The 19,997-nt window shown below is 70.5% G+C and carries 20 protein-coding genes; 10 read left to right on the top strand and 10 right to left on the bottom strand.

Annotated elements, in window-relative coordinates; translation table 11 throughout:
* Nucleotides 1-481: 481 nt before the first annotated feature.
* The 5 genes from K2F47_RS10895 to K2F47_RS10875 are packed head-to-tail and all read left to right on the top strand — an operon-like array spanning nucleotide 482 to nucleotide 4,091.
* Nucleotides 482-2,071, top strand: coding sequence for a sensor histidine kinase (locus K2F47_RS10895; protein ID WP_242902754.1), 1,590 nt, complete (start codon nucleotides 482-484; stop codon nucleotides 2,069-2,071).
* 6 nt (nucleotides 2,072-2,077) lie between these two features.
* Nucleotides 2,078-2,536, top strand: coding sequence for a roadblock/LC7 domain-containing protein (locus K2F47_RS10890; RefSeq protein ID WP_272496874.1), 459 nt, complete (start codon nucleotides 2,078-2,080; stop codon nucleotides 2,534-2,536).
* Entirely contained in the window at nucleotides 2,533-2,922 is a 390-nt protein-coding gene (locus tag K2F47_RS10885; RefSeq protein WP_242902752.1) for a DUF742 domain-containing protein, read from the top strand. The genes K2F47_RS10890 and K2F47_RS10885 overlap by 4 nt, the downstream gene beginning before the upstream one ends.
* Nucleotides 2,903-3,490 (top strand): GTP-binding protein, encoded by a 588-nt coding sequence (locus K2F47_RS10880; RefSeq protein ID WP_242902751.1) that lies wholly within the window; start codon nucleotides 2,903-2,905, stop codon nucleotides 3,488-3,490. The genes K2F47_RS10885 and K2F47_RS10880 overlap by 20 nt, the downstream gene beginning before the upstream one ends.
* A 25-nt stretch (nucleotides 3,491-3,515) precedes the next feature.
* Nucleotides 3,516-4,091, top strand: a complete 576-nt coding sequence (locus K2F47_RS10875) for a GAF domain-containing protein (RefSeq protein WP_242902750.1) — start codon at nucleotides 3,516-3,518, stop codon at nucleotides 4,089-4,091.
* Nucleotides 4,092-4,118: 27 nt separating this feature from the next.
* Here the strand turns inward: K2F47_RS10875 and K2F47_RS10870 are convergent, their stop codons facing one another.
* Nucleotides 4,119-5,672, bottom strand: a complete 1,554-nt coding sequence (locus K2F47_RS10870; RefSeq protein WP_242902749.1) for an acyl-CoA dehydrogenase family protein — start codon at nucleotides 5,670-5,672, stop codon at nucleotides 4,119-4,121.
* 981 nt (nucleotides 5,673-6,653) lie between these two features.
* On the opposite strand from K2F47_RS10870, the gene K2F47_RS10865 reads away from it, so the two are divergent.
* Nucleotides 6,654-8,582: a serine/threonine-protein kinase gene (locus tag K2F47_RS10865; protein ID WP_242902748.1), complete on the top strand. Its 1,929-nt coding sequence runs from the start codon at nucleotides 6,654-6,656 to the stop codon at nucleotides 8,580-8,582.
* Nucleotides 8,583-8,595: 13 nt separating this feature from the next.
* Here K2F47_RS10865 and K2F47_RS10860 read toward each other — a convergent pair whose 3' ends face one another.
* The 3 genes from K2F47_RS10860 to K2F47_RS10850 form a co-directional block, all read right to left on the bottom strand.
* On the bottom strand, nucleotides 8,596-9,426 hold the full coding sequence (locus K2F47_RS10860; RefSeq protein WP_242902747.1) for an FHA domain-containing protein: 831 nt from the start codon (nucleotides 9,424-9,426) through the stop codon (nucleotides 8,596-8,598).
* A gap of 82 nt (nucleotides 9,427-9,508) precedes the next feature.
* On the bottom strand, nucleotides 9,509-10,879 hold the full coding sequence (locus K2F47_RS10855; protein ID WP_242902746.1) for a serine/threonine-protein kinase: 1,371 nt from the start codon (nucleotides 10,877-10,879) through the stop codon (nucleotides 9,509-9,511).
* A 21-nt stretch (nucleotides 10,880-10,900) separates the two neighbouring features.
* Nucleotides 10,901-12,940 carry a protein kinase domain-containing protein gene (locus K2F47_RS10850; RefSeq protein WP_242902745.1) on the bottom strand — a complete coding sequence of 680 codons (2,040 nt, stop codon included), beginning with the start codon at nucleotides 12,938-12,940 and terminating at the stop codon, nucleotides 10,901-10,903.
* A 91-nt stretch (nucleotides 12,941-13,031) separates the two neighbouring features.
* On the opposite strand from K2F47_RS10850, the gene K2F47_RS10845 reads away from it, so the two are divergent.
* Nucleotides 13,032-13,571 carry a 4Fe-4S cluster-binding domain-containing protein gene (locus tag K2F47_RS10845; RefSeq protein ID WP_242902744.1) on the top strand — a complete coding sequence of 180 codons (540 nt, stop codon included), beginning with the start codon at nucleotides 13,032-13,034 and terminating at the stop codon, nucleotides 13,569-13,571.
* Nucleotides 13,572-13,639: 68 nt separating this feature from the next.
* On the opposite strand, the gene K2F47_RS10840 is transcribed toward K2F47_RS10845, so the two are convergent.
* From K2F47_RS10840 to K2F47_RS10825, 4 genes are all read right to left on the bottom strand, one after another.
* Entirely contained in the window at nucleotides 13,640-14,209 is a 570-nt protein-coding gene (locus tag K2F47_RS10840) for a MauE/DoxX family redox-associated membrane protein (protein WP_242902743.1), read from the bottom strand.
* A gap of 138 nt (nucleotides 14,210-14,347) precedes the next feature.
* Entirely contained in the window at nucleotides 14,348-14,719 is a 372-nt protein-coding gene (locus tag K2F47_RS10835) for a hypothetical protein (protein WP_242902742.1), read from the bottom strand.
* 197 nt (nucleotides 14,720-14,916) lie between these two features.
* Nucleotides 14,917-15,828, bottom strand: a complete 912-nt coding sequence (locus K2F47_RS10830) for a DUF6895 family protein (RefSeq protein ID WP_372490842.1) — start codon at nucleotides 15,826-15,828, stop codon at nucleotides 14,917-14,919.
* A gap of 19 nt (nucleotides 15,829-15,847) precedes the next feature.
* A complete protein-coding gene (locus K2F47_RS10825; protein ID WP_242902740.1) occupies nucleotides 15,848-16,174 on the bottom strand; it encodes a hypothetical protein in 327 nt (108 codons plus the stop codon).
* Between the two features lie 335 nt (nucleotides 16,175-16,509).
* Between K2F47_RS10825 and K2F47_RS10820 the strand changes: the two genes are divergently transcribed.
* Nucleotides 16,510-16,887, top strand: coding sequence for a RidA family protein (locus K2F47_RS10820; RefSeq protein WP_242902739.1), 378 nt, complete (start codon nucleotides 16,510-16,512; stop codon nucleotides 16,885-16,887).
* Between the two features lie 57 nt (nucleotides 16,888-16,944).
* Here K2F47_RS10820 and K2F47_RS10815 read toward each other — a convergent pair whose 3' ends face one another.
* Together K2F47_RS10815 and K2F47_RS10810 are read right to left on the bottom strand one after the other, a co-directional pair.
* A complete protein-coding gene (locus K2F47_RS10815) occupies nucleotides 16,945-17,166 on the bottom strand; it encodes a helix-turn-helix domain-containing protein (RefSeq protein WP_242902738.1) in 222 nt (73 codons plus the stop codon).
* A complete protein-coding gene (locus K2F47_RS10810) occupies nucleotides 17,166-17,657 on the bottom strand; it encodes a DUF2975 domain-containing protein (RefSeq protein WP_242902737.1) in 492 nt (163 codons plus the stop codon). Before K2F47_RS10810 ends, K2F47_RS10815 begins: the two co-directional genes overlap by 1 nt.
* A gap of 325 nt (nucleotides 17,658-17,982) precedes the next feature.
* Here K2F47_RS10810 and K2F47_RS10805 point away from each other — a divergent pair, with 325 nt between their 5' ends.
* Nucleotides 17,983-18,816, top strand: a complete 834-nt coding sequence (locus K2F47_RS10805; protein WP_242902736.1) for an SAM-dependent methyltransferase — start codon at nucleotides 17,983-17,985, stop codon at nucleotides 18,814-18,816.
* Complete coding sequence (locus K2F47_RS10800) at nucleotides 18,813-19,985, top strand: cytochrome P450 (protein WP_242902735.1); 1,173 nt, start codon at nucleotides 18,813-18,815, stop codon at nucleotides 19,983-19,985. The genes K2F47_RS10805 and K2F47_RS10800 overlap by 4 nt, the downstream gene beginning before the upstream one ends.
* Nucleotides 19,986-19,997 lie beyond the last annotated feature (12 nt).

Below are 19,997 nucleotides of genomic sequence, written 5' to 3'. Positions count from 1 at the left end.
TCTCGCGGGGGCGCGTTAGCGGCTGGCCTTATCGACCGTTTTCAGTCGTCCGATGCATCGGATCGAGACAACCGCGCAGGTGAACACGAGATGACGGCTGGGGGCCGGAATAGCCCAGCAAAAGGGACATCACCGGACGGACACCCTGATAGAGTCAGCGGGACGGTGGAATCTCAGCAATCCGTGCTTCCCCGATGAGGCGTTGTGCCAGCCTAGATCCGAGCTGTACCCCTACGAGTACGTATTACTCAGTATCGTGATCTCCGCTGTCAACGCACTGAGGACGCCGATGCCTGACTTCTTCGAACCTGCCGCCGGCGCCGAACCCCAAGATGGTCGACGAACCGGCAGGTCCCAGCCCCGCGGCAAGCGTCGCCATCGCAGTATACGCACCTTTCACCTGTCCATTTCCGTCCTTCCGGCGGCCATTGTCGGCCTATTCGAGACGGCGGCGGTGGGCGTTCTGTACCGCGATGCCGACGTGGCCCGGCAGACGCGCCTGGTCCTCGCCCTCGCGGCCGGCGGCGCGGTGATCACCCTGGCGATCGCCGTGGTGGCGGCGGACGCGGCGACCCGCCGGGTGCTCCAGCAGCGCGCCCGGGCCGTCGCCCGCGAGCAGGAGACGACGCGGCGGCGCCTCGGCGAGCTCGCGCTGCTGGTCACCCGCGGCCGCCGCGACCTGCAACGGCTGGCCGAGGGGCTGAGCGCCGGGGAGACGGCCATGCCCTACACCGAGGACCAGCCGCCCCCCGACGGCGCCGATCCCGTCATCGCACTCGCCTACGAGGTACGGCAGGCGCAGGGCGCGGCCTGGAACACCGTGCTCGGCGCCGCCACCCGCGAACCCGACCGCGCCAGCCAGCGCGTCGGCGTCTTCGTGAACCTCGCCCGGCGGATGCAGTCGCTGTCCCACCGGGCCATCCAGGGCCTCGACGAGCTGGAGAACCAGGTGGAGGATCCGGACCTCCTCAAAGGGCTGTTCAAGGTGGACCATCTCACCACCCGCACGCGCCGCCAGGCCGAGAGCCTCGCGGTGATCGGCGGCGCCGCGTCCCGCCGCCAGTGGACGCGGCCGGTCAGCGTCTTCGAGGTGCTGCGCTCGGCCATCGCCGAGGTGGAGCACTACAACCGCGTCAAGGTCGTGCCGCCCATCGAGGGCGAGCTGCACGGCGGCGCGGTCGCCGACGTCGTCCACCTGCTCGCCGAGCTGATCGAGAACGCCACGAAGTTCTCGCCGCCGAGCACGCAGGTGCACATTCGCGTCGAGACCGTCAGCGCGGGCCTCGCGATCGAGGTCGAGGACCGCGGGCTCGGCATCCCGCGCGGCGACCAGCGGCGGCTCAACGACCTGCTCGCCGACCACGAGCGCGCCGACACCGAGGAGCTGCTGAAGGACGGCCGGATCGGGCTGCTGGTCGTGTCCGCGCTCGCGCGCCGCCACAAGGTCCGCGTGCAACTCCAGGGAAACGTGTACGGCGGCACCCAGGCCGTGGTCGTCGTGCCCAAGGAGCTGGACGGCCGCGGCCCGGACGAGTCCGGGCCGCAGTCTCAACCGCAACCGCAGGTCCCGGTCCAGGCGCAGGCCCCCGCTCAGGCACCTGCCCCGGCTCCGGCGCAGCCCAAGCCGTCGGGTCCCCGGCACGCCGCGCCGCCGCAGCCCGCACCCGCGCCCGCACACGCCCAGGCGCCCGCACCCGTCCCGGCTCCCGCACCGGCGCCCGCACCGACTCCCGCACCGGCGCCCGCTCCGGTTCCGGTCGCGGCGGCGGCACCGGCCCAGCCGTCCACCCGGCCGAGTCCCCCGCCGACCGCCCCGGTGCCCGGCCCGCCGCCCGCACCGGCGGCCGCGCCCGCGCCGTCCGGGAGCGCCGGTGAGCGGCCGCCCCTGCCGCGCCGCCAGGCCCAGACCCACATCGCGCCCGAGCTGGCCCAGCAGGTCGATGTGGCCGCGCCCCCCGACGACGAGGCGGAGATCGAGCACAACCCCGGGTTGATGGCCGCGTTCAAGCGGGGCGTCCGCAGCGCCGAGGAGACCGACGGCGCGCCGGACGGCTCCGGCGGCGCGAACTGACGAGACATGACCAACGATAAGGAGCGTCCATTGAGTGCTGTCTCCCCGAACCAGGCGCAAGATCTCGCTTGGCTGTTGCGGGGGCTGGGCGAGGAGGTTCCGGTGATACGCGGGAGCGTGTTGCTGTCCTCCGACGGCATGCTGAAGGCATCCGACGGTTTCGACCGGGCCAGCGCGGAGCATCTCGCCGCGCTCGCGTCGGGGTTGTTCTCCATCGCGCGGAGCACCGGCACGAAGTTCGACAACAGCAACGAGGTCCGGCAGGTGGTGGCCGAACTCCAGTCGAGCCAGCTGTTCATCTCCTGGGCCGGTTTCAACTCGGTGCTGGCGGTGCTGGCCCGGGGCGACGCCGATCCGGGCGTCGTCGGTTTCGAGATGGCCCGGTTGATCAGGGCCGTCCGCCCGTTCCTGCACACCGCGGCGCGACCGCCCGCCGCGGCCGCCGATCCGCGCCGTCCGGCATGACGGCCGGGCCGGTGCCCGGCGGTGATCCCGCCGACGACGAGGTGTGGCTCGACGACGACGCCGGACGGCTCGTCCGCCCCTACACGGTGACCGCGGGCCGCACCCGCCCGTCCGTCGAGCTGAGCCTGCTCTCGCTGGTGGTGGCGGCCGACCGGCCGCCGCCCACGGCCGATCCCGAGTACGCCCGCGCCCTCGACCTGTGCCGCAGGCCGACCTCCGTCGCCGAGGTCGCCGCGCACTTACAACTGCCCGTGGTGGTCACCAAGGTCGTGCTGTCCGACCTGCTGGATCGCCGGGCGATGACCACGCAGGCGACCTACATCGCCGCCGATCCGACCGACCGAGCCCTCTTGGAGAAGCTGCTCGATGGCCTACAACGCGCCTGAGGAACCCCCCACCCAGGTCAAGATCCTCGTCGCGGGCGGCTTCGGCGTCGGGAAGACGACGTTCGTCGGCGCGGTCAGCGAGATCGAGCCGCTGAGCACCGAGGAGCTGATCACCGCGGCCAGTGTCGGCGTCGACGACCTCGGCGGGGTGGAGGCCAAGTCCACCACAACCGTGGCGCTCGACTTCGGCCGGATCACGATCGAGCAGCACGGCATCGTGCTCTACCTGTTCGGGACGCCCGGGCAGCGGCGGTTCTGGTTCATGTGGAACGAGCTGTCGGCCGGGGCGCTCGGCGCGATCGTGCTCGCCGACACCCGCCGCCTCCAGGACTCCTTCGAGGCCGTCGACTTCTTCGAGAGCCGGGGCACCCGGTTCCTCGTCGCGGTGAACGAGTTCGACTCGGCGTTCCGCTACGGCCCCGACGAGGTGCGCTCGGCGCTCGGCCTCGACCCGGCGGTGCCGGTCGTCCCGTGCGACGCGCGGGACCGGCCGTCCGCGACCTCGGTGCTGCGGGAGCTGATCCTGCACCTGCTGGCCGCCGCGCCCGCGCCCGCCACACCCAACTGACATTCCATAACTCAGGGAGAACCCCGTGACCCATGAGCCGCTCTACGACCCGCCCGGCCATCTCCTCACCCCCGTCGACCCGGAGGTCCCCCAGCGGGTCGCGCGGTTGCGCGAGCTCGGCCTCGGGCAGGGCCCCGACGCCGAGTTCGACGCGCTCGCCCGCGACCTCGCCGAGACCGCGGGCCGGCTCGTCGGCTCCGAGCATCCGCCGTTCGCGATGGTGAACTTCGTGACCGACCGGCAGTACCTGAGCGGGCTGTACGCGCCGCCCGTCCCGGGGGCGGACGCGACGGGCGCGGTGGAGCTCGGCCGGGACGTCCCGCTCGACCACGGGTACTGCCCGCACGTCGTGATGCGGCGCAAGGCCCTCGTGCTGGACGACGTGTGCGACTACCCGCGCTTCGCGGGCAACCCGGTGGTCGACCGGCTCGGCATCCGCACCTACGCGGGCGCCCCGCTCATCGACCACACTGGCACGGTCCTCGGAACGGTCTGCATCGTCGACCGCGACCCGAAGCCGTGGGGGCATCCCGGGCTCAACCTCATCAAGGAGCGGGCGGCGGACCTGGTCGAGCTGATCCGCCGCCGCGAGGGCATCTGAGACTCCCCGCCGTCAGGCTCGGCGGGGTCAGGCTTCGGTGGTGACGGGGACGGAGCGGGAGAACAGCACACCGGCCGCAGACGGCGCGGCGCCGGGTGCGGCACCTCCGTCCTCGGTCCCCTCCCCGCGTCCGTGGTCGAGCCCGTCCACGGGACGCAGCACACCGGCCGCGAGCAGCCCGAACTCGGTCTGGACGCAGGTGATGTCGGCCTTGAGGAACTCGATCGCCGCGCGGGACCGGACCGGGTCGGCGCCGGTCTCGGTGGTCCACCGCATGACCTGGCCGGCCGTGAACAGGTAGGCGATCGCGCGGCCGGCGAGGACGAGGTGCTCCTGGCCGAGGGGCTGGTCGAGGAAGCCGAGGTCGAGCCGGCAGGCGCGGACGGCGGACGCGGTGGGCGGCCACTCGGCCAGGAACCGGCTGAGCGGGCGTCCGGCCGTCCGGGCGAGGCACCATTCGGTGAGCTGCTGGCTGAGCAGGTCGTTGGTGCCGTCGAAGATCGTGTAGACGCGGGCGTCGAGGAACGCCTGCGCGGAGATGTTGGTGGGGGAGCCCGCGCGGTACCCCTCGCCGCCGACGAGCTGCTGGTAGTGGTGCGCGGCGCTCAGCATCCGCTCGGTCGCGACGGTCTTGATCGCGTGGACGGCCGGGAACGCGCCGAGCATCGCGCCCTTCATGTCCAGGTCGGTCTGGAGGTGGTGGTTGAGGGCGGCGCAGATCGCGTAGGACGCGTCGATCGCCGCCAGCCGGTACTGGACGAACCGGATCGCCGACTGCGGCCCCGGCCCGATCCGGCGGCGCGCCGCGTAGGCGTGCGCCTCGCGGCTGACGCGGCGCAGGAACCCCGTGCCCATCGCGGCCATCATCGACCGCGAGGCCATCAGCATCTCCGCCATCGGACGCAGCGACCCGCCGTCGGCCGCGATCCGCCGGTGCCGGGGGACGACCGCGTCGATCTCGTTGAGGCCGTAGTCGATGATCTTCAGGCCGAGCGGCTCGTAGGTCTGGAGGGTGCGGAACCCCTCGCTGCGCTTGACGATGAAGTAGCCGTACTCGCGCCTGCCGTGGCCGTCGTTCTTGGCGCTGACCAGCCACCACTGCGCGCTGAGGCTGAACGCCTGCCAGTGCTTGCGGCCGCGGATGCGGTACCCGCCGGGCACCTCCTCGAACGTGGTCGTCATCGCGGACATGGCCGAGCCGCAGCCGGGTTCGGTCGAGGCGAACCCGGCGATCATCGGATCGCCGCCCGCGTAGTGCGGCAGCACCTCCTGGCGGGCCTGCTCACCCGCCCACAGCACGATCGGGCGCAACGCGACCGCGCTCACGATCGTCACGTACATGCCCAGCGGAAGGTTCCATTCGGACAGGGTCTCCACTACCCGGCACATCTCGATATGGCTGTCGCGCCCGCCGAACTCCTTGGGCAATGTCGGGAGGAGCACGCCCGCCTTGGTCAGCAGGGTCCAGTCGTCGGCGGGCAGGTTCCGCTGGGGGTAGGTCGCGGAATCGAAGCGGGGCGCGACCGCCTCGATCCCGGCGATGAACTCGTTCGTCGACAGAGGGAGTAGCTCATGCAACATGGTGTCCGCTCTCACGGGTCGGCCTGTTCAGTGCGTGGGGAAGCGTCAGGTACCGGCAATCAAGAGCACATCCGTTTCACTGTGCTACGGCAGACTACGAAGCACCTCCCGAATCGTCCAATCTTGGACATCGACATGTTTAATCGGGTCGATCACCATCCGCAAGGAACATCTGGCTTACCGCGACCGGCCCGCAAAACCGTTTCACCTACCGCGACCTGCGCGTTCTCGCCGCGCGACGGTCGCTTTCCGGACCGGTCCGGGAACCGCGACGGTTACAGTACCACCGCGATTCGCCGCCCTGACACTAAAAGTAGAGAAATTCCAGCCTCGTAGTCAGATCAACGGCCTGTCCCATCAAGGGCCGGTGGGCCCCCTATGGATGGCGGCCCGACCCTCTCCGGCGGCGTTTCCGGAGGCCGTTGAAGCGGCTCTGACCTGCGATGACATGATGAAGGCCGATGCGGCGAACCGGCCCGCCGGCGCCTCGCGGGCCGTTGGTGTGCGCAAGGGTTATGGTCACCCGCCTCCGCCCAAACCAATTCTCTCGATGCCCGCAAAATCCGGGGTAAGGCCCCCGGCCCGCATGGTTTGCTCAGGAGGCCGCCGGCACGAGGGTGAAAGCCCCTGCTCGCGGCACTGATTGCCGTTTGGACCGTCCAAACGGCGGCCGGTCGAGCCGCCATTGCGGAGGAGATTGCATGCACCGTCATGATCTGGTAGGGGCCCTTTTGGGCCGTCCGTGGACGGGGTCGCGCGGCGGGCGGCGTCCAACGTCCAACGGGAAGTCGCTTTAGGAGAAACGGCGGGCCCGGACGGCGCGGAGTCCAGGACACGAAACCCCAACCGGTGATCATTAGGACACCGGTCGCCCGGGGTCAACGACCAGTAGCGGCGAAACAGTGTGTGCCCGGACTGTCACCCAGTAGGTTTGATCTAGCGCGGCTTGTGAGCGTTCCGGTGAGAGGAGTCACGGTGCGCATGGGAGCGGTGATCGCCGGACGGTACCGGCTGATCAAAGGGCCCATTCGCGGGGGAACGGGCGAGGTGTGGCTGGCCGACGACCTGGAGCTGCGGCGCCATGTCGTGCTCAAACGGCCCAAGTTCGGCGGCAGCGGGCCGCACGCCTTCAAGCAGCTCCGCGCCGAAGCGCGCGCGCTGGCGAGGTTCACCCATCCGCACGTCGTCACGCTGTACGACGCCATCCAGGTACGGCAGTTCTGGCGCAGCACGTCCTGGCTCGTCCTGGAGTACGTGCCCGGCGGCAGCCTGGACGCGTGGCCGCCCGCTCCCCCGCAGATCGCGGCGCGGATCGGCGCGGAGATCGCGGACGCGCTCGGCTCCCTGCACGCGGCGGGCATCGTGCACTGCGACGTCAAGCCCGGCAACATCGTCATGACCGAGAAGCGCACGGTCAAGCTCGCCGACTTCGGCGCCGCCTACCGGCTCGCGGGCCTGGAGACGATCACCCAGAACGGCCCGGTCAGCCACACGCCCGCCTACGCCGCGCCGGAGGTCGTCCGGGGGCTGCCCGAACCGGCCTCCGACGTGTACTCCCTCGGCGCCACCGTCTACGCCCTGGTCACCGGAACACCGCCCGGCCCGAACACCGGCGACGAGCTCACCGCCGAGACGCGGGCGGACGCGCCACCGGCCGAGGGCGTGTCGGAGGAGGTCCTGGCCGTCGCGGCGGGGCCGCTGGGCGAGGTGCTGGCGGCGATGCTGCAAGCCGCCCCGCCCGACCGCCCCACCCCGGACGAGGCGCAGCGCATGCTGGACGAGATCGCCGGCGAGGCGCAGCTGGAGCCGCCCGACTACGCCAAGGAGACCTGGCCTCCCGACTCCTCCGCCCCCTCCGGCGGGTCGGGCGGGTTCGGCCCGGTCCCCGGCGAGCCGGGCGAGCGGCCGTCGGCGTGGACGCGGTCGGCCGTGCTCATCCGGCGGCACCCGCGCCTGCTCGCGGCGGGCGCGGTCCTCGTCGCCGCGCTGATCGCGTTCCCGTTCACGCCGCTCAACAGGGACGGCGACGCCACCCCCGAGCGCACGACCCCGGCGTCCCTGATCGGCGACCCGCACACGGTCGACCCGTGCGCCCTGCTGGACCCCGCCGTGCTCGGCCGGTTCGGCGGCACCGAACTCGACGTCGACTACGGCAACTTCGACCGGTGCGACGTCCTGGTGACGATGGGCGGGAACGGCGACGGCGGCGAGGTCGACGTCGAGGTCGACCTGGAGGCCGAGGCCGCGCCGGAGACGGCCGGGCCGCTGAAGACGATGGGGCGCGTCCAGGTCGTCCAAGACCCGGAGGAGGACGACCACTGCGGGCGGAAGCTGCTGCTGCCCTCCCCCGACGTCGGCACCACGATCCTGGTCGACGCGCAGCACACCGACGATAAGACCGGCCCCCTGTGCGCGGTCGCCGACGCCGCCGTCGCCAAGGCGGTCGCCGTGCTGAACCACGGCCCGGTCCCGCGCCGGAGGGCACCGTTCCCGGCGGCGTCGCTGGCGAACCGGAACGCCTGCGTGCTGCTCGGCGCGCGGGCGCTCGACATCATCCCGGGGATCGACGCCGGCGACCCGAAGTCCGGGTTCGGCGGCTGGGACTGCAACTGGCGCAGCACCACCCGGCGCATCTTCGTCAAGCTGCGCTTCGACCGCGGCCAGCCGCTCGGCCCGCGGGACGGCAACCCCACCCGGCTCCGGAACCATCAGGCGTTCGTCGACCCGAACGGGGACGGCGACGGGACGTGCGTGGTGCGGGTCGTCCACCGCAAGTACCCCGACCAGCAGGGCAAGGAGGCGATCGAGATGCTCTACCTCAAGCTGGAAGGCGACCCGCCCACCAAGCAGCTCTGCTCGATGGCGACGTCGCTGGCCGACGCGGCGGCCGCGCAACTACCGCCCCCCTGACGCGCGGTCCGGCTCAGCCGCCGAGGAGGGCCAGGTCCGCGGTGCGGAGCTTGGTGTGGACGAGCAGCGCACTGATCAGGTTGTGGTTGAGCGCGTTGCCGATCGGCGGCGGGATCTGCTCCTCCAGCAGGCCGGGGACCTCGGCGCTGAGCCGCATCCGCACGCCGGTGACGATGCGGGCGGCGCGGCGCTCGTTCCATTTCTCGTCGGGCCGCAGGCGGCCGAGCTCGTCGGCGACCTGCGCCCAGGTGAGCGGCTGCGGCCACGGCTCCTGCCGCAGGTAGCGCTGGGCGAGGCAGACCAGCACGAGCTTCTCCAGCGCGTTCAGCTGCCACCGGTCGGCGCCCGGCCGCCGGTTGTCGGGATGCTCGGTGCTGTCGGGATCATAGGTCGGGACCTCGTGCAGATCGACCGGGCCCGGCGCGGCGGGCCCGGCGGCGATCCGCGCCTCCAGCAGGTGCTCCTGCCCCGGCGCGACGATGAACAGCGGCGTGTAGGCCACCGGCAGCTCGGCGCGGTGCCCGCCGAGCACGAGCCGCGAGCCGGGGAAGCGGATCGCGAGCCTGCCGAGGTTGTAGAGCACCCAGCGCGAGTGCTCGCGGGTGATGTACCCGTGCTGCCTGCTGACGCGGGGGTCGGACGGGCCCACGCAGACGTGGACGTCGGGCTCGCAGCGTCCGAACACGACGTCGAACCCCGCGTCGGGCGACACCCGCATCCCGCCGTTCGCGCCCATGACGAACAGCGTGCCCGGCTGCGCCGGGGGCAGCCCGGTCGCCAGGCTGCCGATCTCCTTCGGCAGGATGTCGACCTTGCCGGGCGGCTTCCGCATCGTCGAAGCCATGTGCACCGTCCTCTCGGCCACGCACGCGCTCACCGTAACCATCCCGCGGCGGGAGGGGTCCCGTCCGCCAGGTTGTACCGCCTCACTGGAACCCGGACACCACAATCCCGTTGCCGGAGCCCTCCGAGATGGCCTGCCCGTTCATCGTGACGGCGACCCGGATGCCGTCGTCCGTGGCCTTGTAGTCGAACCTCCAGGAGATCTTCGGCGAGTAGGCGAGCATCGGCAGCGTCTTCCGCCAAGGCAGCTTCACGTTTGTGAGCTTCGTGGTCTTCCCGTTTATCGTGTACCTCAGCCAAATGACCCTGCCCTCACCCGCGAGTGAGAAGCGGATGTCGCCCCTCTTGCCCGTCGGGCTGGGCGAGCCCTTCCTCCCCGAGGCGGTGGACGAAGCGGTGGACGAGGCGGACGGCGCGGCCGGTGCCGCTGACCGGGTCGCGGACGGCGCCGCCTCGGTGCCGTCCCTCGTGCCATGCCAGACGGCGAACAGGGCCGCCGCGCTGACGAGGACGGTGGCGCCCACAGCACCGGCCCACAGGGCTCCGCGACGTCCGGCCGCCTTAGCGGACGGGGGGTTCTCCGCCTCGGCGCGGCTTCGGGCGATCCCGTCCGCGACGGGCTGCGTCAGCGACAGGACGCCGCGTCCGGCGAGGCGCTCGGCCAGCTGCACGGCCGTGGGACGGTGCGCCGGGTCCCGCCGCATGCACTCCTCGATCAGCGCCCGCAGCTCGGGGTCGGCGATACCGTCCAGCCGGGGCGCCTCCGACTGGATCCGGAGCATCTGCGCATGCCACGGCCCCGGCCCGAACGGTTCCTCGCCGGTGCACGCGAACGCCAGCGTCGCGCCGAACGAGAAGACGTCGCCCGCCGGGCCGACCGTGGCCCCGGCGGCCTGCTCGGGCGACATGAACCCGGGCGAGCCGGTCCGCGCCCCGGGGCGCGAGACCGACGCGGCGTCCACCGCCCGGGCGATGCCGAAGTCGATTACGCGCGGCCCGTCGGCGGTCAGCAGGACGTTCGACGGCTTCAGGTCGCGGTGCACGACGCCCGCCGCGTGGATCGACACGAGCGCCTCCGCGACGCCCGCCGCCAACGCCCACACGGTTTCGGTCGCGAGCGGCCCGGACGCGCGGACCGCGTCGCGCAGCGACACCGACGGCAGGAACTCGGTCACCAGCCACGGGATTTCCGCCTGCGGGTCGGCGTCGACCACGGTCGCCGTGAACCCGCCGCCGACCGACCGCGCGACGTTCACCTCCCGCTCGAACCGGTCCCGGAACTCGGTGTCGGCGGCGAACTCGCGGTGCGCCATCTTGACCGCGACGGCGCGTCCGGCGGTGGAGCGGCCGAGGTAGACCACGCCCATGCCGCCGGACCCGATGCGGGCCAGCAGGCGGTAGCTCCGTCCAGCGGTCTCGACCTGGCGGGGGTCGTCGTGCTCAAGGGGTCGCATGGGAGTTTCCTTCCGCGTCTACTAGGGGGGTGGCGCGAGGGCGCGGACACGGCCGTCCTCCATGCCGACGAAGACCAGCCCGTCCGCGCTCACGGGCGCGATCCGCGCGGTCGCGCCCGCGCGGTAGGACCACTGGACGCGACCGTCGGCCACGTCCAGCGCGTAGAGGTTCTCGTTCGCGCACGCGACGTAGAGCGTGGCGCCGGACAGGCAGCACGCGGTCGCCTGCGCGGCCGGGTCGTCCTGGAGCCGCGCCACCGTCCGCGACCAGACAGGCCTTCCGGTGCGGGTTTCCAGGGCGAGCACCTCCCCGTCCCGCCCCTCGGCGTAGACGCGCCCGCCGCCGGCCTGCATGCTGAATCCGGTGAGGTGCTCCCGCTTCCAGGCGAGCGCGCCCGAATCGGTGCGGACGGCGTGCAACGTCCCGAACCGGTCCCAGGAGAAGACAAGCCCGTCCGCCCCGACCGGGTCGTTCCCGTCGTCGATCGGACGGGTCCACCGGCTCCTGCCCGTGCGAGGGTCCATTCCGATCATGGCCTCGGTCGAGAGCGCGATGAGCAGCCCATCCGCCGCAAGCAGCACGACTTCGCCTACGATCTCGGACTTCCAGCCCCGGCGCCTGTCGGCCAGGTCCAGCCCGGCGACTGGATCGGAGCCGTAGCAGAGCACGGACCCGACGATCGCCATCTCCAAGGCGGGGGACTCCCCGGAGGGCGTCTCGTAGTGCCACAAGTCCTGCCCCGTCCTGGCCCGAACGGCGCCGAGGGCACCGCCCAGGCTCAGGTACGCGACGCCGCCGTGCAGCAACCCGGACAACCCGCCGTACCGATCCCACAGGATGCTTCCGGTACGCGAGTCGATCGCTCCGACCGTTGACCTCTCACCTCCGTCGTCGATCGCCCCGCTGGCCAGCACCACACCGTCGGCAGCCTTGATCTTCGGGAGCGCGTCGGCCACGCGCCGCGTCCAGCGCTCGCTCGGCTCCGGGGCTGGGGAAGGCCCGGGGAACCCGGGCGTGCGCGGGCCGCCGGACGGCCACGCCCGCAGCCCGGCCCCGCCCACCGCCAAGGCGCCCGCGACGGCCCCGGCGCCGAGGAGGAACGCCCGGCGTCCGCCCGGCCGGGTCGCGTCCGGTGGGGCGGTGGCAGCGTGCAGCTGTTCCACCGGCACCTCGGTCACGGCGGACGTGTCAGCCGCCCGACGTTCGATCTCGTCCGCGATCGGCGCCGGAAACCACCCGGCCGCGAACAGCGAGGGAATGTCCTCGCCCACCATCTCCAGAACCTCGACGGCGGACGGACGATCCGCAGGCTCCGCCCGCAGACACGCGCCCACGACCTCGCGCAGCCATGGCTCGGTGATCGCGTCCAGATCCGCCCGCGCCGTCATCGCCCGTAGGTCCCGCGACCTGGGCGCCCCCGCCCCGAACGGCTCCGTGCCCGTCGCCGCGTAGGCCAGCGTCGCGCCCATCGCGAAGACGTCCGCCGCCGGCCCGGCCCGGTCGCCGCGCAGCTGCTCGGGCGCCATGAACCCGGGCGTCCCGATGTGCGCCCCCGTCCGCGTGATCGTGACGGCGTCCTCGGGCCGCGCGACCCCGAAGTCGATCACGCGGGGTCCCCCGGCGGTGAGCATCACGTTCCCCGGCTTCAGGTCGCGGTGCACGACACCCGCCCGGTGGATCGCCGCGAGCGCCTCCGCCACCCCCGCTGCCAGCGGACGGACCGACGCCGCCGGCAGTGGTCCGAACGCGAGCACCGCCTCCCGCAGCGACAGGCCCGGCAGGTAGGCGATGACCAGCCACGGCGGCACCGCGTCCGGGTCGGCGTCCAACACCGGCGCGGTGAACGTCCCGGTCACCCTCCGCGCGGCGGCCACCTCGCGCCGGAACCGCTCGGCGTACCTCGCGTCACCCGCGAACGACCGCCGGACGACCTTGACCGCGACCGCCCGTCCGGCCCGCGACCGGCCCAGGTACACGACGCCCATCCCGCCCGCCCCGAGACGCCCGAGCAGGCGGTAGGGACCCACCCGCTCGGGGTCGCCCCGCTGAAGCGGCTCCACGTCCGTCCCCCTCCGCACCTCGGGATCGCGCGGACGATGGTCCCCTGATCGCACGGGACCGGTCCCGCTACGCCGGGAGTGTAATCACGGCGTGAGCGACGAACTCCGGCCTCGGCAGCTGACCTGGGCGCCACGTCCGCCGCGTCCGCTGCGCGTGCACGCCTTCGAGCCGTTCAGCGAGACCGACGGCCCCGGCACCCGCGCGGTGATCTGGCTCCAGAGTCGCACGCTGGGCTGCCCCAGCTGCCGCGACCCGGAAACCCACGCCCGCCGCGGCCACCAGGTCACGGGCGAGGACATGTTCGCGCACATCGCCCTGCTCAGCGGCTGGATCGAGGGCGTCACGATCCGCGGCGGCGAACCCCTCCTGCAACGCCGCCCGGTCCTGCGCCTCCTCGCGCGCATCCGGAACGAGACGTCGCTGTCGGTCATCCTGTTCACCGGCTACACCTGGCCCGAACTCGTCCGCATGCCCGGCGCGACCGCCCTGCGCGACCGCGTCGACGTGCTCCTCTCCGGCCGGGACGACCAGGACCGCCACCTCGGCGAGGGCCTGCGCTCGCCCGGCAAGACCGTCCACCTCCTCACCGACCGCTACACCCCCGCCGACCTCGACCCCGCCGGCAGCTAGGCCGCTTGCCCGAACCCACGCCCCCCGCACCGAGGCTCGCCGCCTCGTTCGGCGGGCACGCGCCCGAGCTACTTGTCGATCGAGGCGCTCATCTCCCTCGGCGGCCTGCTCCTGCGCGTGAGCAACGTGGCCAGCGCGTCGTAATACCGGATCAAGGCGAGTGCGGTCAGGGCTCCGGTCACCGCTGCCGTCCAGGAGGAGATCGCGATGGGACGGAGCTCCGGAAGAGGCGAAACAGCACAGGACAGCGCCACGGCCAGCAACAGAATATTACGCGCCAATAGCCGATGGCCGAGCCTCGAGCTCGTACTTCCAAAACAGCCGCATTGAGAAAATACATCGCGACGCAGCGCACCGGAAATTACGGCACTGAACACGAGCAGGAGCCCACTCACCAGTACAAACCCCGACCTCGAGGTCCCGGGAGCCAGAAGCAGCACCACGGCTCCCGCTTCACAGCACAACGCCGCCATCGCGATGTATATGGCCTTCCTCCAGCTCACCATCATCATTTTCCCCGTCGCTTGGACGAACTGCTGCAACCGGCGCGGATGCGTAACCTTGCTCAGTACGGCCGTGGCGAAGAGGGCCGCGAAAAAGAATCTGACGAAAATTGCGAGCTGATAACCGATCGACAAGGGGCCCTCCTGGACGGCTCTGCGCCGGCCCGGGGCCTCGGGCCGGCGAGCGTGGCGTGCCCTCACCAGGAGGGCACGCCACGCCGGCGCCGGTGGCCGCGTCTAGGTCACCTTGGCGCTTCTCCTGTGCGGTGGTCGTCAGGCCTCGTAGACCGTCACCTGACACGAGGAGGACTTCGGCGGGTTGACCGTCATGCTCCCCCTACTAAAGGTGATCATTACCGGGCCTCCGCTTTCTCCATCGCCGGCGGTCAGGTAACAATAGAAGTCGCCTTTGCAGGTATATTTCTTACCCTCGCAGGTGAACTTGAGCCACCAGTAATCGACGCCCGTCCTAAGGAAGCCGGTCCAGAACTTTGCGCTCAGCCCGGTGAGCACCTGGCCGTCGGCGACCACGGACCATTCCTTCTTGTCGTAGTGGTCCGTATCGTAGCGGTGCTCGACCTTGAGGTCCGTGACCTCGGCACCACAGTTGTTGGTCACCTTTACTGGGAGAGTCCACTCGGCCATAACGAAGGCCCCCTTTTCGTCTCTCGGCGATGGCTACGGCTCCGCAACCATGATTTTTCCCCTGCCCGGGACACCCCTCCAGTAGGGACATCGCCAACTTGGCTATTACCGCTGCTCCACCCGAAATACTCTGCAATCGGGATGATTATGCCCAAAGCTTCGTAAACGGCTTCGCCCGCGCAGGAGTCGCCACCGGCTCAACAAGCCTTCCTTTCGAACTCCGCGAGCGCCGCCAGCCCGACCAATGTCGGGTGGTAGCAAGCCGGAGTGCCGTCTTTCAACAAGTCGGGAAGCCACGGGTACGAGGAAACATGGCCATCGTTTTGCACCGACATCGACAACCTCGCCACCGTCCGGCGAACGTGATCGCTTGCCGGGAAACCCGCCAGCAGCAGGCTCAGGGCGGACTCGGCCGCCAGATCCAGGTCCCCGAGGGATTCGCGGACCCTCCCGTCGATCTCCAACCGCTCATGTATCCAGGACGACTCCCGGCTCTCCCAACCGCTTGCGCGCCGCCCCATTTTCGTTGCGTAGAAGAACAGGTGGGTCAATTCGTAAAGATCGCTCCGCTTGAGGGTTCCCGGAACAAGCGCCGGGGCCCGGATGAGTTCGGCCAGCTCGGCGGAGACCACATCGCGGCAGTCCTCGAGACCAGCCACGTCCCGGGCGAAGGCCAGGTCCGCACACGTGTCGGCCCCCGTGTCGGCGTCCAGCGCCTCGGTCACAAGGCGATGGAAACAAAAGGTCCTCCCCGTGATCGCCTCGAGCGCTGGAAACGCGACCAGCAAAGAGCGGGTACCTGGAGCGGCGTGAAGATCGACCATTGAACGCACGGCGGGCTCTACGGACCCCAGATCGACGGCAAGGCCCTCGGCCATACGCTCAGCCCATGAGGCATGCTCGTCACGCGGGCCCGAGCCATCAGCCGGGCGCGCCAGCGCCAGTAGAACGAGTGACAGCTCACTCAGCCGCTTCAGTTGTTCCAGAAAATGGGGCCCCAGGGCATCCGGTAGCAGGAACATGTGCCTTCTGACCGCAAGCCACCTGCGGAGCGCACACACGGCATCTCGAACGTCGGCTGCGCTTTCCGGCAAGGGGTCACTCAACATGCGTGCATCGGATCACACATCAAGTCGTTTCATAGACGGCGACTTGACACGAATGAGAAGCCGGTGGTTCGACTTTCATGTCGCCACGGTCAAAGGTGATCACTACCGGGCGACCACTATTCCCGTCGTCCGGGGTCAGGCAGCAGTAGAAGTTTTCTTTGCACGTGTACTTCTTGCCCGCACAGGTGAACTTGATCCACCAAAAGCTGGCACCCAAATTCATGTGCCGCACCGTGAACGTGACGGTCAATCCGGTGAGCACCTGATCGTCGCGTGCGGTCGGCCACTCCTTGATATCGGGTTTATCAGAATCGTCGTAGCGGTGCCGGACCGTCAGGGCGCTCACCTCCGCACCACACCTGCTGATCACATTGACAGGCAAGGTCCATTTAGTCACGAAGGGCGCCTTTCCGAGTGATATTGACCGAGCTTCGCCGCGATCGGCAATGGGCCAGGGCGTCAAGCCAGGACGGCCTCTCGCATCGAGTTATCGCCGTCCGCATACCGGTACAACCCCTGCGCTGATTACAGGCTTGCCTAAGACGCCCTCAACGCTCGAAATCCCAGGTCAACCTCTCGCCCTGTGGATAACCGGGGTGGTGGTGACCGTCATCCGGGACGGGCGGCGGGTCTGCCCGGCTGCCGGGCGCTGGGAGCGCGGCATGGCACGCGCCAGAGTTCGTGCCGCACAACCCGACCGAGGGCGTCTACCCGGCCACCGACGACTATGTGCACGCCCTGGAGGTCCGAGATGCCGGACGCCTGCTGTTCGTCTCCGGCACCATGGGGCTGGACCCGGCCGGGAAGCCCGGTACCGGGCTACAAGAGCAACTCGAGCTCATCTGGTCCAACATCCGGGTCATCCTGGCCTCGGCCGGCATGACCGTCGACAACATCGTCCGGCTGACCAGCTACCTGCGGGACCCGGTCTACGCAGAGGCCAACGCCACGGCCCGGGCCGCCGCCCTCGGCGCCAGGCGCATCCCGACCACAGCGATCGTGGCGACCACCCTCGACAGCGACTGGCTCGTCGAGATCGAAGCCATCGCAGCCGGGTGACCCACCGTCCGGGCGGTGTCCGTGCCTGGACCGGGGCCGCGTTGGCTGCGGCCGTCGCTATTGGTCTGCGGAGTCCTCGGGGGCCCAGCGGAGGAGGTCGCCTGGTTGGCATTCCAGGGCCTCGCAGAGGGCGGCGAGGGTGGTGAAGCGGACGGCCTTGGCGCGGCCGTTCTTGAGGACCGCCAGGTTGGCGGGGGTGATTCCCACGCGGTCCGCCAGTTCGCCCACGGACATCTTGCGCTTGGCCAACATCACGTCGATGTCGACGGTGATCGGCATCAGACCACCTCGTCGAGCTCGGCCCGCATCCGCGTCGCCTCGGCGTCGCGCGCGACGGCCTGGACGAGCAGCATCCGCAGTACGAGCACGAGGAGCGCGCCTCCCAGGATGGCCACCCCGACACCGGCCATGATGACGGTGACGCCGGGGTCGTCGCGCTGGTCCGGGGCGTTGACGGCCGTGACCGTGAACCACACGAGGGCGGCCGCCACGATCGCGCCGATGATGACGTCCACGTAGCGGAAGGCGGCGTCGGAGAACACGGTTCCGCGGCGCACCATCGCCACCAGCCGCCAGATGCAGACCAGGGTGACCTGAACCGTCCCGAGTCCCAGGATCGTGATCACGCGCAGCGCGTTCAGCGGGAGCGTCCCGTCCTCCGGGTCGTTCCCGCTGACCAACGTCCACACCATCACTGCCTGGACGAACACGGTGCCGGTGAGCACGACCGCGAGCACGGCGCGCAGCGCGCGCACTGCCAGGTTGCCCATAACCCCTCCTTCCATCGAATCACGATGGAAATCTATCGAATTTCGATGGGTTGAGCAAGGGGGCGGGGGCGCCTCCGTCAGACGGTTCGGGGGGTGCTGCTGAGCGGAGCTGGAGGGGTGCGGCTTTCATCTGTGTCGGTGCGGGGGTCGATGGTTCGAATTCATCGTTCGTCATTGCTAGTAGAAGGGCGGGTTCCTTGAAAGCGATATGGCGGCTTCTCGGGTGTTGCAGGAGGAGCTGCGGCGCGGGGTGGGTCAGCCCTGTCGGAGGCGCCGGGGTCTGCGTAGGATCACCATGGTCATCCGTCGCCGAGAATGAGGCAGCATGACACTGGAAGCCGCGCCGACCGGCGTTGACGTGAGCACTCCCAACGTCGCGCGGATCTACGACTACTTCCTGAACGGCAAGGACAACTTCGCCGCCGATCGTGAGGCGGCGGAGCAGATCATCAGGGCCGCGCCCGCCACCCGGGCCACCGCCTGGGCGAATCGTCATTTTCTGGCCCGCGTTGTGCGCTTTCTCGCACTTGAGGCCGGGATCGACCAGTTTCTCGACATCGGCTGCGGGCTGCCCACCCAGCAGAATGTGCACGAGGTGGCGCAGGCCGCGCGGCCGGACGCCAGCGTCGTGTACGTCGACAACGACACCATGGTCCTCGCGCATGCGCGGGCGCTGCTGGCGACGCAGCCCCGGACCGTCGTCATCGGCGGCGATCTCTACGATCCCGACGACATCCTGCTCGACCCCGAGTTGCTGTCCGTCCTCGATCTGCGGCGGCCGGTCGCGCTGCTGATGCTGTCGGTGCTGCACTGCGTTCCCGACGACGAACTGGTGCGGCGGTCGGTGCGGCGGTTCCGCGACGTGCTCGCGCCCGGCAGTTACCTGGCGGTCTCGCATATCACCCGTCCGACAGCGACTTCGGCGTACCGGCAGAACGCCGAGAAGGGCGCGCGGACGTACAAGGACCTGGGCGTCAACATGAGCATGACGTTCCGGGAGCGGGAACAGCTCGTCGAGCTTTTCCAGGGGTGGGAGGTGCTGCCGCCGGGGCTGGTGAACCTGCCCGACTGGCGTCCCGACCCTGTTCCGGAGCCGATTTCGATGTGCGAGCTTCCGGCCACCTATCTCTGCGGTGTCGCGCGTATGATCGCGCGGTGAGTGTTCCGCATATCGATTTCGACCCGTTCGCGGAGCGCGGGCGCGCCGGGCATATGCATTCGATGCTGGACGGGCTGCGCGAGCGCCACGCGGCGTTCCGCAGCAGCGGGCAGCAGGGTTTCTGGGTTCTCACCCGGCATGAGGACATTCTCGCGGCGTTCCAGAACCCGGAAACGTTCTCCAGTCGCGCGATCGCGGTCATCGATCCCGACCCGTCCTACCAGTGGATTCCCGTCATGCTGGACCCGCCGCTGCACACGGCCTGGCGGCGGCTGCTGCGCCCGCTGTTCACGCCCGCGTCCGCCGGGGCCATGCGGGAGCGGATCACCCGGCACTGCGTCGCGCTGGTCGACGGCCTGGCCCGGCAGGGGTCGTGCGACTTCGTCGCCGACTTCGCGCGGCTGTTCCCGACGATCATCTTCCTGGAGCTGGTCGGGCTGCCGCCCGGGCGGCTGAAGGAGTTCCTGGCCTGGGAGGACGCGGTGCTGCATCCGCCGCCGTCCGGTGCCGGGCGGGCCGAGGCGATGGCGGAGGTCACGGCCTGTTTCACCGAGCTCATCCGGGCCCGCCGCGCGCACCCGCGCGACGATCTGGTCAGCGCGGCGACCACTTTCGTCCTGCACGGGCGGCCCGTGACCGACGGCGAGCTGCTCCAGCTGTGCGTGCTGCTGTTCCTCGCCGGGCTCGACACCGTCGCGGCGCAGCTGTCCTACACGTTCTGGCATCTGGCCACGCACGACGCCGACCGCGCCCGCGTCGCCGGTGACCCGACGGTCGTCCCGGCCGCGATCGAGGAGTTCCTGCGCGTCTACGCGCTGCCGCTCCCCGCGCGCAGGCTCACCGAGGACGTCGACCTGCACGGATGCCCGATGAAGGCCGGGGACATGGTGATGCTGCCGATCTCCATGGCCACCCGCGACCCGCGGGCGTTCCCGAGCGCCGCGGCCGTGGACATCGACGGCCCACCGGCGCCGCACCTGGCGTTCGGCGCGGGCCCGCACCGCTGCCTCGGCGCGCACCTCGCCCGGCTGGAACTGCGGATCGCGCTCACCGAGTGGCACGCGCGGATTCCCGACTACGGCATAACGCCTGGTGAGCGGCCCGTGGAGCATGCCAGCCTCGTCCTCGGCCTCGACGCCTTGCCACTCAGGTGGCAGACCGCGAGCTGACCTTTCCACACA

The organism is Actinomadura terrae (assembly GCF_022751215.1).
Taxonomy (GTDB): domain Bacteria; phylum Actinomycetota; class Actinomycetes; order Streptosporangiales; family Streptosporangiaceae; genus Spirillospora; species Spirillospora terrae.
The sequence above is the reverse complement of the archived record's forward strand: the minus strand, read 5'-3'. Positions and strand labels throughout refer to the sequence as shown.